Here is a 12,268-nt window from a genome sequence, read left to right as displayed (position 1 = left end):
GAAAATCGTCGTCTCGGGGCTGTGGACCGAAGTCTGCAACACCACCTTCGCGCTGTCGTGCATGCATGACACCGACTACGAGATCTACATGGTTGCCGACGCCTCCGGCGGCACCTCGGCCGATGCGCACAAATACGCCATGGACCGCATGGTCCAGGCCGGCGTTATCCCGGTGACCTGGCAGCAGGTCCTGCTCGAATGGCAACGCGACTGGGCCCGCAAGGAAACCTACAATGCCGTCACCGCACTGGTGAAGGAGCATTCCGGCGCCTACGGCATGGGCATCGATTACGCCGTCACCATGGTTCACAAGGGTGACGAACGCGTCAGCCACGGCAGGACGATCGGCCCCAACCCGGCAAAGTGATCCCGGCCCGACCAGCGAACATCCGCAATCGCTTCGGCATGAATGGCAAGGCCGGCCCCGCAGGGGGCCGGAAACTCGCGAGCGTCACCTGGGGCGCAACCCGCCCTGGTTCTGCGGCCCGGGATCGCGCAGTAGCAGGACGGTGGCTTGGGCTTTCCGGCGATCCAGATTGGGTCACCGCATGTCGCAAGCTCCGGCGCAGGCGGTCGATTGCGACTTTGGCATTAAGGAATACAAGTGCTTTCCAAATTCGATTGACAAGCCAACTCCTCGCGCGCATTTTAGAAAACATTAGTTTTCCTAAATTGGCGAACGGCGTTTTGGACCGCCCCGCCACACCGGGGAAAGGAACCGGCCGTGAACCAGAACACGCCTATCGCCATCATCGAAAACCCCTCGCCGACTGCGGAGACAGTGCCGACCATTCGGCTCCGCGAGGAACTGCCTGCGATCCCGCCTGCCGTGGCTCCGGCCTCGAACATGCCCGCAAAGCGGCGGCTGCGCGGCCTGCTCTTCGCCTCCGTGGCCGTCGCGGCCGTGGCGGCCGCCGCCGATTTCGGGTGGGGGTACTGGACGACAGGCCGCTTCCAGGTGTCGACCGACGACGCCTATGTAAAGGCCGACAGCACGACGATTGCCCCCAAGGTCTCCGGCCATATCGCCGAGGTGCTCGTGGCCGACAACGAACGGGTAAAGGCAGGACAGATCCTCGCCCGCATCGACGACCGCGATTTCAAGGTGAGCCTCGAACGGGCCATGGCCGAGGTCGAGGCAGCGGAAGCCAACATCGCCAACAAGCAGTCGGCCCTGGTGGCTCAGCAATCCGCAATTGACGCGGCAAGGGCGACTGTCGAAGCCGACAAGGCCGACCAGACCTTTGCCGAGCAGGATGACAAGCGTTACTCCGAGCTTGCCAGACAGGGCTTCGGCACCGTCCAGAATGCCCAGCAGGCGGCCTCGCGCATCACGGCCGCCCGTGCAGCGGTAACGCGTGACACGGCGGCACTTGCCAATGAAACCAAGCAGCTCGACGTGATCAGGGCCGAGGTCGCCCAGGCGAAGGCAGCACTCGACAGCGCCAAGGCGGCGCAGAACCAGGCCCGCCTGGACCTCTCCTACACGGCTCTTGCCGCCCCCATCGATGGCGTGATCGGCAATCGCACCCTACGGGTCGGTCAGTATGTGCAGGCCGGCACCCAACTGATGGCGGTCGTCCCGACGGAGGCGGCTTACATCGTCGCCAACTACAAGGAGACCCAGCTCACCGACGTCTATCCCGGCCAGAAGGTGACGGTCGAAGTGGACACCTTCCCGGGGCAGGTCTTCGAGGGTCACGTCGACAGCATCGCGCCGGCGAGCGGCCAGGAATTTGCGTTGCTGCCGCCGGACAATGCGACGGGCAACTTCACCAAGGTGGTGCAGCGCATCCCGGTCAAGATCGTGCTCGACCGCGGGACCCCACGATCGGTGACCTTGCGGCCCGGCATGTCAGTCTACCCGACCATCGACACCAACCCGACGGCGACTGAGGTCGCGTCTAAGTCGGACAAGATCTACTAGAGCGCCGTGCGTTCAAGTGAACGCACAAAGGACGCTCTAGCACTTTGAATCTAGAGCGTCTTTCCGCTTCCAGTGATTCCACTTGAGAGCGGGATGCTCTAGGGGGCGATTAGGCGCCCATCTCACCACAAGGCAGGAGGGTGTTATGTCCACCATTGCTGAAACGGTTGCGCCCGGCACGCTGCCAGCCGCTGCGGCGCCATCTGAAAAAGCGAGCACGACGGCATGGATCGCGGTGCTCGCCGGCCTGATCGGTGCTTTCATGGCGATCCTGAACATCCAGATCACCAACGCCTCGCTGCTCGACATCGAGGGCGGGATCGGCACCGGCGTCGACAATGGCGCCTGGATATCGACCTCCTACCTGATCGGCGAGATCGTGGTGATCCCCCTTACCGACTACTTCAGCCGCGTCTTCTCGTTCCGGCGCTATATCCTGGCAAATGCGATCCTGTTCCCGATCTTTTCCGCGGCTTGCGCCTTCGCCCATGACCTCGGCTCGATGATCGTGCTGCGCGGTCTGCAAGGCGTTGCGGGCGGCGTGCTCATCCCCATGGCTTTCACGATGATCCTGACCCGGTTGCCCAAGACGCAGCAGCCGTTCGGATTGGCACTCTTCGCCCTGTCCGTCACCTTCGCGCCGGCGATCGGCCCGACGATCGGCGGCTACCTCACCGAGAACTACGGCTGGCAGTCGATCTTCTTCGTCAACACGCCCCCAAGCATCATCATGGTGGTTGCGCTCTACTTCACGCTCGAGAAGAAGCCGATGCAATTGTCCTTGCTCAAAGAGGGCGACTGGGCCGGTATCGTCACCATGGCGATCGGGCTCTCGGCTCTGCAGACCGTGCTCGAGGAAGGCAACAAGGACGACTGGTTCCAGTCGCCGTTCATCGTCAAGCTCGCCTTGATCGCAGCCGTGTTTCTGACCGCCTTCGTCATTATCGAGCTCAAGGTCGAAAAGCCGCTGGTCAAGCTACGCCTGCTCAAGCAGCGCAACTTCGGCGTCGGCGTTCTCGTCAATGTGCTGGTCGGAGTGGCGCTGTTCGGCACCGTCTACATCCTGCCGCAGTATCTGGGTCAGGTGCAGCGCTACAATGCCGAGCAGATCGGCTTCGTGCTCGCCTGGACCGGCTTGCCGCAGCTCCTCATCATTCCGCTCGTGCCGGCACTGATGAAACGGTTCGACGCGCGCTACGTCGGCTTCGTCGGCATCAGCATCTTCGCAGCCAGCTGTTTCATGAACACGACACTCTCGCTCGACAGCGCCGGCGACCAGTTCTTCGTGCCCAATATCGTGCGTGCCATCGGCCAGGCACTGGTGCTGACGCCGATCACGGTGATCACGACCGCCGGCATCGCGCCTGGTGACGCGGCCGCCGCCTCCGGCCTGTCGAACATGCTGCGCAATCTCGGCGGCGCCGTTGGAACGGCCACGCTCGCGACCGTGTTGACCAAGCGGGAGCAGTTCCATTCCAACATCATCGGCCAGTCCGTCACGCTTTCCCGCGATGAGGTCCGTGACCGGATCAGCGATCTGACCCATCATTTCATGACGCATGGCGTATCCGACGTCGCGGTTGCGCAACACAAGGCAATCGCAGTTATCGGCGCGACGGTTCACCGCCAGGCGCTTATCCTGGGGTTTAGTGATACCTTCGCGGTGATCGGCACTGTGTTGGCGCTTGCCGCCATCGCCCTGCTTTTCACCCGGAAGATCCAGCTTGGTGGCGCAGGTGCGGGTGGCGCCCATTGAAAGCCTGCAGGTCAAAAGACGTGCACTCAGGGGAGGCAGGTTATGGACAGTTCGACGCCCGGTCGTCTCTTTCTGGACGACCTCTTTGTGGGACAACGCTTTACAAGCGGGACGCACACGATCGACGAAGCACAGATCAAGGCTTTCGCTATGCAGTTCGACCCGCAGCCTTTTCACATCGACGAGGCGAAGGCCAAGGACACGCTCTTTGGGGGTCTGGCTGCAAGCGGATGGCACACCGCCGCCATCACGATGCGTCTCAATGTCGAGACGGGCCTGCCATTTGCCGGTGGTGTCATTGGCGCCGGCGGAGAAATCAACTGGCCGGCTCCGACGCGCCCCGGGGACACGCTGCATGTGGAAAGCGAAGTCGTGGAGATCATACCTTCCCGCTCGAAGCCTGATCGAGGCATCGCCGTCGTTCTCAGCAGCACCATCAACCAGCACGGGGAAGTGGTTCAGAACCTCAAGGCCAAACTCGTCCTCCAGCGGAAAGCGGCGGGTTGACGCCGATTTAGCCCGAATATGCAGAGGCGGCGACGTTCATTCCGTCGAGACGAAATCGTCCTCCCGAGAGTTCAGCAGCGCTGCCAGCGTGCTGAGGCCAATGTCGAGCTGATCCATTGCCGGGCTGGCAAGCGCGAGCCGGACCGCGTTGGGCGCGTGGCCCGGCGTGATGGCAAAGGTCGTCGACGGGGTCAATGCAATGTCGCGCCTGGCGGCAGCCGCAACAAACGTCTGCGAACGCCAATGGGGCGGCAGCGTCAGCCAGAGATGGTAGCACTTTGGGTTGGCCTTGACCTCGAAGCCCTGGAGATGAGCGGCGGCCAGCTTCTGCCGCGCCTGCGCATCAAGGCGTTTCATCGTCATGAGCGCGGCAACGGTGCCATCGGCCATCATCCGCGCGGCCGCCGCAAAGGCAAATCCTGTCGCGGTCCATCCACCCGAACGCACAGAGGCGATCACACTTTCCCGTAGCCGCTCGGGCGGCACGATGAAGCCGAGCGCCAGGCCGGGCGCCACCTTTTTGGAGAGGCTGTCGACGACAATGCAGCGATCCGGCGCGAGGGCGGCAAGCGGCGGCTCGTCGTCAAGGAACCCATAGACATTGTCTTCGATAACAGGAAGATCAAGCATCTCGACCACCCGCAGAAGATCGGCCCGGCGCGCCTCACTCATCGTCGCGCCCAGCGGATTCTGGACCGCCGGCTGGATGTAGATGGCCGAGAGATGCGCCTCGCAATGCGCTTTTTCAACGGAATCGGGGCGCACCCCGCCTTCGTCCATCGAAAGCGGCACCAACGCAATTCCGAGCCGAGCGGCAATGCCCTTGACGAAGGGATAAGTCAGAGCCTCGACACCGCAGCGACCGCCCGCCGGAACGACAGCCGCGAGAGCCGCAGCAATGCTCTGCCGGCCATTGCCGGTGAAAACGAGGTGTTCAGGACTGGGCGACCAGCCACCTTTGGAGAGGTGCGCTGCTCCAATGTTTCTGATCGCCGGCGTTCCGATGCTGATCGCCTGGCGCGATGCAACGTCGAGCAAGGCAGGAGCAGCCAACCCCTCCAGGCTTCTTGCGATAAGCGCTGTCTGGTTGGGCAAGATCGGGTAGTTGAACTCGAAGTCGGTACGGATACCACGCGGCTCTGCGAGCGCCGCCACGCCTCGCCTCGCCTCCCCGGAGATAAAGGTGCCCCTGCCCACTTCGCCGACAACGAGACCGCGGCGCAACAACTCGGCATAGACGCGGCTTGCCGTGGATACGGCAATCTTGCGTTCATAGGCAAAGCTACGCTGCGGCGGCAGGCGGTCGCCCGGCCTGAGCGACCCAACCGCAATTTCCGCGGCGATCGTGTCGGCAAGCTTCAGGTATTCCGATCTCGACATTATTGCACCGAGTACAATGTTTCAATTGCACCGAGAATTATATCGGAACATTTTATTCTCATCAAATCCCATTCGCCCGGGACCGCGACGGTTTCGCAGGCCAGAGCGCTCTTTTCGAAGCGCGCTCAGGCTGGCGGCATCGCACGCCCGGAGCAAGGGCTGGAAACGAGACAATGCCTGTATTTCTCAACCAACCGACCACTCTCGCGTTCAAGGCGCACGCGAATGCGGAGGCACTCCGATGGAACTGACCGTCCCGACGATCCTGGTCGCCTTTGCCGGGATATTCCTGATCTGCTTCATGAAGGGGGCGTTTGGCGGCGGTTTCTCCATAGTCGGTATTCCGCTGCTGTCGGTCGTGATGGACCCGGTCACCGCGGGCGGCCTTCTCGCGCCGCTCTTCGTCGCGATGGATCTGTATGGGTTGCGCTACTTCAAGCGCACCACCTGGTCTGGTCCCGACCTCGTGCTGCTGCTTCCGGGGCTCATGATTGGCATCGGGCTCGGCTATCTGCTGTTCCGCTTTCTCGATCACCGCACCGTTGCGATCGTGATGGCGGCGACGACCCTGCTCTTCGTCGGCCTGTGGCTGGCAAGGGGCGCAGAGGTGACGGCGCGCCCACGCTCGACCCCGAAGGCGATTTCTGCCGGTCTCGCCTCAGGCATAACCACGATGGTCGCACACTCGGGCGGACCGCCGCTGGCGATGTATCTGCTGCCGCTCGGTCTCAGCAAGGAGGTCTACGCGGGAACGACGAGCCTTTTCTTTACCGTTGGCAATGCAACCAAGGCCCTGCCGTGGTTGTTGCTGGCGAAGCCAACCGCCGATCTCGGAGTGCTGATGGCGATCTGCCTGCTCGCCGTACCAAGCGGTGTTACGCTCGGCTGGCGGCTCCAGGGTATGCTCGACCAACGGCAGGTCTATCGCGCCTGCTATGGATTGCTGGTCCTGGTGGCGCTGAAACTATTGTGGGACGGCGTTTCCGGCTTTCTCGTTTAACCGCCGCATCGCCAACCTGTCCAAAGAGGATGCTTGCGACCGAGCAACATCTCGCGCCATAGGCGTATTGCGCAAGCTGCGCCTGCAAAGCTTTTCACTTTGCGTATTGACCTAAGTTTCTCAAAAGGTTGAAGTGCTCTGGCCATTCAAGCGAGGTACTTCACCCTGCAGAGCAGCGCCCCTTTCACAGCAGCAGGAGAGATGGGTCGGTTGATCCAGTCTTACCGCTGGGACGACAGCCCGCTCGGCCCCATGGTGGCTTGGCCGCCATGTCTGGCGGCTGCGATCGACATCATGTTGCCGGCGCAGGCGCAGATCGTGATGTTCTGGGGCGAAGAATTCGTGGCGCTCTACAACGACGCCTATGCGCCGACCATCGGAGACAAGCACCCTCGCGCACTGGGGCGCCCGGCGCGTGAAAACTGGGGTGAACTCTGGAGCGACCTCGAGCCTCTGCTGCGACGCGTGCTGGAACGCGGCGAGACGGTGGTCGCGAAAGACCGTCCCTTCTACATCGAGCGACACGGTTATCCCGAAACGGCTTACTTCGATATTTCCTATTCACCCGTCCGGGACGAGGAACAGAGGGTTCGGGGCGTGTTCTGCATCGTCAACGAAACGACCGAACGCGTGAAATTCGAGGGCGCGCTGCAAGCCAACGAAGAGCGGCTTCGCGCCATCTTCTCGCAGTCAGCCGCCGGCATCTGCCAGATGGACCTGACGGGCCGCTTCCTCCTGGTCAACAATCGCTTCTGCGAAATCGTCGGCTATACCGAGACCGAACTGCTGACGATGCGGATGCACGACATCACGTTTCCCGAAGACGTCGCCGAAAGCGCCCGGCTGTTCAAGGCGATGGCGAGCACCGGCCAGAGCTACGAAATCGAGAAACGCTATTTGCGCAAGGATGGCAGTCTTGTCTGGGTAACGAACTCGGTCTCCGCGCTTCACGATGAGCGTGGCAATTTTCGGCAGGCCGCCGCCGTCATCGTCGACATCACCGAACGCAAGCGGGCCCAAGAGGTCGAACGTCGCCTTGCGGCCATTATCGCATCCTCCAACGACGCCATTCTCGGCATCGATCTCAGGATGAGGATCACGACCTGGAATTCCGGGGCGGAGAGGCTCTACGGCTATTCGGCCGAGGAAATGATTGGCCGCTCCGTCATGACGCTGGTTCCCGAAGACCGAATTGACGAAGAGCCTGCGATCCTCAGGCAGGTCAGCGCGGGTCTCAAGGTCGAGCCATATGAGACCAAACGGCTCCATAAGGACGGTCGAAGCGTCGATGTCCTGCTCAGCGTTTCGCCGATCTACGACGCCTATGGCAGCATCGTCGGCGCTTCGAAACTGGCCCACGACATAACCGTGCGGAAGGAGGCCGAGCGCCTGCAGACCGTCCTGGTCGGTGAACTGAACCATCGCGTCAAGAACGTGTTTGCAACCGTGCTGGCCATTGCCCGGCAGACGCTCGGTCGCAGCGACAGCACGAACGCTGGAGAGGTGCAGGCTTTTGAAGCGCGGCTGGTTTCGATGGCACGGGCGCACGACCTGCTCACCCATGGCAACTGGGAACGGGCGGATTTGAAGGCGATCATCAACCAGGCGATCTCTCCCTACTCGCAGGAAAAGTTCGTCGTTTCCGGTCCGCAGATCCAGGTTCCGCCGAGGATGGTCGTATCGCTGTCCCTGGCGCTGCATGAGCTCGCCACGAACGCCGCCAAATACGGCGCACTTTCGACCGGGAACGGGCGGGTCTCCATCACGTGGTCGCTCCAGAGCGGCACGTCGACCCGGCTAACGCTGCGCTGGCAGGAATCCGGCGGGCCGTTGGTAAAGCAGCCATCGCGCAAAGGATTCGGCTCGCGCTTGATTCAAACCCTGTTGGCTGCCGAACTGAATGGCCAGGTGGAGATCAGCTACCATCCCACGGGCTTGGTGTGCTCGGTCGACGCGGCCCTGCAAAGTGGGTGGGACGAACCCACCGCACCCTAACGGCGCATTGGTAACCCCCGAGCATCGCGCCTGGTAGCGGCTTACGCCTTGCCGGAGAGCGCAAGCACACGATCCAATGCTGCAGCAAATCCCTTGAGCGATACTGAGAACGTCACGTTCTTTCCCGTATCGCTCACAAAGGCACCGATCTTCAGGGCCGTTCCGCTGCGCAGCAACGCGACCGTCCCCTCGGTAAAGGTCAACGACACGATGCAGCCGATGGGCAGGCAGGTGCGGAACGGCGTTGCCTTGCCACCGGTCGCCTCATCGACGCCGAGGGACACGCCCTTTTCCAGGTAGAGGCCGAAGGGAAGCGCGAGGCTCCCCGCCAGACCGGCGTTTTCAGCCTGCCGAAGTTCGAGCGTCAGTACGTGCTGGCCACTCTTGTGAAACTGCTGTTGCGACAGGATGCAATGCTTTTTGCCGTCGGCCTCGGCGCAGGCGACGCTCCAGTCTTCATAGGTTTCAGAAAGCTGAGAGGGCGCGGCAGCCTTCCCGGCCGCCGCGTCCTCTCCGTAAAGCGGCGTGATGGCGACGAAAGTCGCCATCAGCACTGTCGATAGCCAGACGAGCCGGCGCATCAGAAGCGCACGTCAAGCTTGGCATCGACCGCATTCTGCGTCGTGCCGGAGCCGAACTGTCCGGTGTAGGTGATGCCAAGGCTCGCATTGCCGGTCAGCGCGAAATCGATGCCGGCCTCGATGATCGCCGCGTCTTCGGCAATCGGCGTACCGGCAACCGAGAAGGCGCTGCCCGTGCCGAAGGCCATGGTCGAGAACGGCGTCGTGTCGCCAAAGGCGTGCTGCCAGCCGAGCATGCCGCGCACCTTCGCATCTGTCGCGCCGAGGCTGAGCGGAGCAGAAGCGCGCAGACCGAGCGTCGTGAAGGTCGTGTCGGTCGTGTTGCTCTTGCTCGACAGGGCGGCCGCGGCACCGCGCTCGGTGAAGCCGTCGGTGTGCAGGCTGACATAGGCGAGGTTCGCAAAGGGCTCGAGCGCCACATCAGGCAGGTCGATGCGGTAGCCGACTTCGCCGAACGCTTGGAACGTCCCAGCGTCATAGTCGGCCTTCAGTTGATCGGTGAAGCCGGGGAAGGCAACGCTGCGCGACGTGTTGATCGAGTGCCAAGTATAAGCGAGGCCGGACCTGAGCGCGACATCGCCCCAGCGGCCGCCGCTATAGACACCGAGGTGATAGTTGTCGCTGTCACCGCTGGAGGCGCGGCTGTCGACGTCGAAGTTCGTCCGGCTGTAGCCGGCCATGATGCCGATCAACGCATTGTCCGAGACCGCCGCATCGAAGCCGGTGACGAAACCGCCCGTCGACTGATCGAGGCTGCCGGCGTTACCGTTGCCGTCGGTATTGGTCCAGGAGCCGAACACCTGGCCCCAGCCGACCATCGCCGGCGGCGCGGCGGGAACGGCGTTGACGACGGCGACGGCACCGGTCGTGATCTTGTCCTCAGGGCCGTAAGCAAGAACCGGAACGCTCGCAGCACCCACGTCACCGAAGGCGTCGCGGATGCGGTCGTTCACCGCATTGCGCAGCAGGCTGCTGTCGTTGATCAGCGCGGTCTGCGCCGAAGCATGGACTTCGCCGGACAGTTGGTCGAAGGCACGACGTGCCGCGTCGCCGTCGAGGATAGTCAGCGCATTGTAGAGCCCGAGCGACGGGCCACTCTGGGCAAGTGTGTTGAGCGCAAGTGCCGTCTGTCGCTGGTTGCCGGTCGCAGCCTCGCCTTCAAAGACGCCGGGCTCGGTGGGCTTCGGCTCACCTGGTTTCGGTTCACCGGGCTTAGGTTCTTCGCCGGGTTTCGGCTCTTCGCCTGGCTTCGTACCGCCGTTCTTGACCTTGATCTTTAGGTCGACCTGCTTCTCCTTCTGGTCAAGCGAGACCTCAAGGAACGCCGATTTCGAGATAGCCTCGGCAAACTTTCCTTCAATAGCACGGTCGGCTGTCAGGATCGTATAGGTCTGCCCTGTCTTGTAGCTCGTGTTGGGGTCGAGGGCGGTCACCTGGACATTCGTGCCGCTGCCGATCTTGGCGATACCGGAGTTTTCGTTGGTGCCAATGCTCTTGACGACGATCCTGTCGGAACGGCCGTCACCGGCAACATCCGCCTCGTAGATCGAACCGGTCGCCATATCCAGTCGGCCCATGATCGTCAGCGTGCCGGTGGAATTGTTGCCGGGCGAAATGATCGCCTTGGAGTCGATATACGTGTCGCCAACCGTGCCGGAGCCGCCGAGCCTACCGAAAGAGGTCGAGTTCGGATCGCGGATGCGGTTCATCTCGCCGAACACATTCACCTCATTGGTATAGAAGCGATCACCCTGTACCCGTCCCGTCTCACCATCGACGATGAGCGTGCCGCCGCTTACTTCGAACCGGGTCTCGCTGTAGTCCAGGGGGCCGTTATCCGGGTCGTTGTCGATCGTGTCGAGGTTGCTCTTCAGAACCAGCTTGCCACCAGAAACGTTCACCTTGCCGTTGAACTTCGTCAGGTCGCCGTTGACGATGGTTTCCCCGGAAAAATTGCTGATCGTGCCCTTGCCGACGAGCGTGTTGGCAAACTCATAACCGGTGTTCGTGTGGTTGAAATTGACGTAGCCCTTCCGCGGGCCAAAATCGATCTTCGTCGACGGATCGACCGTGCCTGCCGCCTGCGCCTGCCGAGCACGTGGCTCGGCAATATTATTCAGGTCGACCTTGCCGCCGATCGTCAGATTGCCCATACCTTCGTTGCTTATGCCCCCGATATCGGAAAGCACGATTCCGCCGCCAGCCGAAAGCCTGGCGCCGTTGGCGACCGAAAGGTTGACCCGTCCGGCTTCGCCAATCGTCAGCTTGTCGGCGACCTTGAACTCGCTGCCGGCGCCATCGACATAGACCTGAATGGTGTCGACGCTCTCATCCTCGCGCAGGACAGCAGTGTTGGTCGAGACCACGGCGCCGTTTTCGATCGTGAAGCTGTCGCCGACTGTGAACTCTCCGGTGTTGACCCACCGCGAATTCTCACCGGTCACCAGAACCGTGCCGTTTTCGAAGTAAGCCGTCTTAGAGTTGATGAGGCCGCCGTTCTCGATCCTGACCGCAGCCGTGTTGAGCGTCAGGGCGCCGTCGGCAACACCCAGATAGTCGGTGGCAAGCATGGAGCCGGCACCACGCACCACGAGCGTTCCGTCGCCCTCCTGCAGAGCGCCGACATGGGTCTCCTTGGCGGATACCTTTCCGCCGTTCTCGACGATCAGCGTGCCCTTGCCGCCGTAGATGCCCCCCTCAAAACCGCCGACAAAAAGCACGCGGTAACCGTTCGGATTGGCATCGACAATGTCCCAGGTCGACCCGGAACCGGAGACCACGACCGTACCTACGCTGCCTCTCCCGTCGGCGATGTAGCCGTTGAGGCTCTTGACGACGGCACCGTTGTTGATGGTTAGGGTCGCGCCAACGGGACGGCCGCGGATCACGAGATTGCCGTTGATCGTATGGTCGCTGGACCAAGTCTCATCGTTTGGCACGAGCAGTCCGGCCGCTTTTGCCGGCGACGGCACGAGCGGCATCGCCGCCAGCATCATCGAGACGAGACCGACGCGGCCTAGCGCTGTCGAACTCAGAAGGTTGATTCTCGAAACGTCCGCCTTTGCACAGATATTCAATGTCTGCCCCTTTTCCTTTGCATCCATGGGCGCACAACTCCCAAG

General features: G+C 62.2%; 9 protein-coding genes. 6 read left to right on the top strand and 3 right to left on the bottom strand.

Annotated features, from left to right (window positions below):
* The 4 genes from ACTJKM_RS29125 to ACTJKM_RS29110 form a co-directional block, all read left to right on the top strand.
* Window positions 1–367: isochorismatase family protein (locus ACTJKM_RS29125; protein ID WP_440661232.1), on the top strand; the 367-nt coding region annotated here is incomplete at its 5' end.
* Between the two features lie 357 nt (window positions 368–724).
* Window positions 725–1,927, top strand: coding sequence for an HlyD family secretion protein (locus tag ACTJKM_RS29120; protein WP_440661468.1), 1,203 nt, complete (start codon window positions 725–727; stop codon window positions 1,925–1,927).
* Between the two features lie 145 nt (window positions 1,928–2,072).
* Entirely contained in the window at window positions 2,073–3,683 is a 1,611-nt protein-coding gene (locus tag ACTJKM_RS29115) for an MDR family MFS transporter (RefSeq protein ID WP_058327592.1), read from the top strand.
* Window positions 3,684–3,725: 42 nt separating this feature from the next.
* The gene (locus ACTJKM_RS29110; protein ID WP_058327593.1) at window positions 3,726–4,190 is read left to right on the top strand and encodes a MaoC family dehydratase; all 465 of its coding nucleotides are present in this window, start codon (window positions 3,726–3,728) and stop codon (window positions 4,188–4,190) included.
* A 36-nt stretch (window positions 4,191–4,226) separates the two neighbouring features.
* Here the strand turns inward: ACTJKM_RS29110 and ACTJKM_RS29105 are convergent, their stop codons facing one another.
* Window positions 4,227–5,570 carry a PLP-dependent aminotransferase family protein gene (locus ACTJKM_RS29105; protein WP_440661466.1) on the bottom strand — a complete coding sequence of 448 codons (1,344 nt, stop codon included), beginning with the start codon at window positions 5,568–5,570 and terminating at the stop codon, window positions 4,227–4,229.
* A gap of 241 nt (window positions 5,571–5,811) precedes the next feature.
* On the opposite strand from ACTJKM_RS29105, the gene ACTJKM_RS29100 reads away from it, so the two are divergent.
* A complete protein-coding gene (locus ACTJKM_RS29100; protein ID WP_058327595.1) occupies window positions 5,812–6,570 on the top strand; it encodes a sulfite exporter TauE/SafE family protein in 759 nt (252 codons plus the stop codon).
* 201 nt (window positions 6,571–6,771) lie between these two features.
* The gene (locus ACTJKM_RS29095) at window positions 6,772–8,565 is read left to right on the top strand and encodes a PAS domain S-box protein (protein WP_440661465.1); all 1,794 of its coding nucleotides are present in this window, start codon (window positions 6,772–6,774) and stop codon (window positions 8,563–8,565) included.
* Between the two features lie 41 nt (window positions 8,566–8,606).
* On the opposite strand, the gene ACTJKM_RS29090 is transcribed toward ACTJKM_RS29095, so the two are convergent.
* Window positions 8,607–9,146 (bottom strand): invasion associated locus B family protein, encoded by a 540-nt coding sequence (locus ACTJKM_RS29090; protein WP_113513285.1) that lies wholly within the window; start codon window positions 9,144–9,146, stop codon window positions 8,607–8,609.
* A complete protein-coding gene (locus ACTJKM_RS29085) occupies window positions 9,146–12,250 on the bottom strand; it encodes an autotransporter domain-containing protein (protein WP_162764704.1) in 3,105 nt (1,034 codons plus the stop codon). Before ACTJKM_RS29085 ends, ACTJKM_RS29090 begins: the two co-directional genes overlap by 1 nt.
* Window positions 12,251–12,268: the final 18 nt, after the last annotated feature.

Source organism: Ensifer sp. 22460, from assembly GCF_052044935.1.
Classification (GTDB): Bacteria; Pseudomonadota; Alphaproteobacteria; order Rhizobiales; family Rhizobiaceae; genus Ensifer.
The sequence above is the reverse complement of the archived record's forward strand: the minus strand, read 5'-3'. Positions and strand labels throughout refer to the sequence as shown.

What these genes read in the sequence shown, in the direction of transcription:
- ACTJKM_RS29110 (WP_058327593.1), top strand. Translation starts at nt 3,726, where the DNA reads ATGGACAGTTCGACGCCCGGTCGTCTCTTTCTGGACGACCTCTTTGTG.
- ACTJKM_RS29115 (WP_058327592.1), top strand. Translation starts at nt 2,073, where the DNA reads ATGTCCACCATTGCTGAAACGGTTGCGCCCGGCACGCTGCCAGCCGCT.
- ACTJKM_RS29105 (WP_440661466.1), bottom strand. Translation starts at nt 5,570, where the DNA reads ATGTCGAGATCGGAATACCTGAAGCTTGCCGACACGATCGCCGCGGAA.
- ACTJKM_RS29100 (WP_058327595.1), top strand. Translation starts at nt 5,812, where the DNA reads ATGGAACTGACCGTCCCGACGATCCTGGTCGCCTTTGCCGGGATATTC.
- ACTJKM_RS29095 (WP_440661465.1), top strand. Translation starts at nt 6,772, where the DNA reads ATGGGTCGGTTGATCCAGTCTTACCGCTGGGACGACAGCCCGCTCGGC.
- ACTJKM_RS29085 (WP_162764704.1), bottom strand. Translation starts at nt 12,250, where the DNA reads ATGGATGCAAAGGAAAAGGGGCAGACATTGAATATCTGTGCAAAGGCG.
- ACTJKM_RS29090 (WP_113513285.1), bottom strand. Translation starts at nt 9,146, where the DNA reads ATGCGCCGGCTCGTCTGGCTATCGACAGTGCTGATGGCGACTTTCGTC.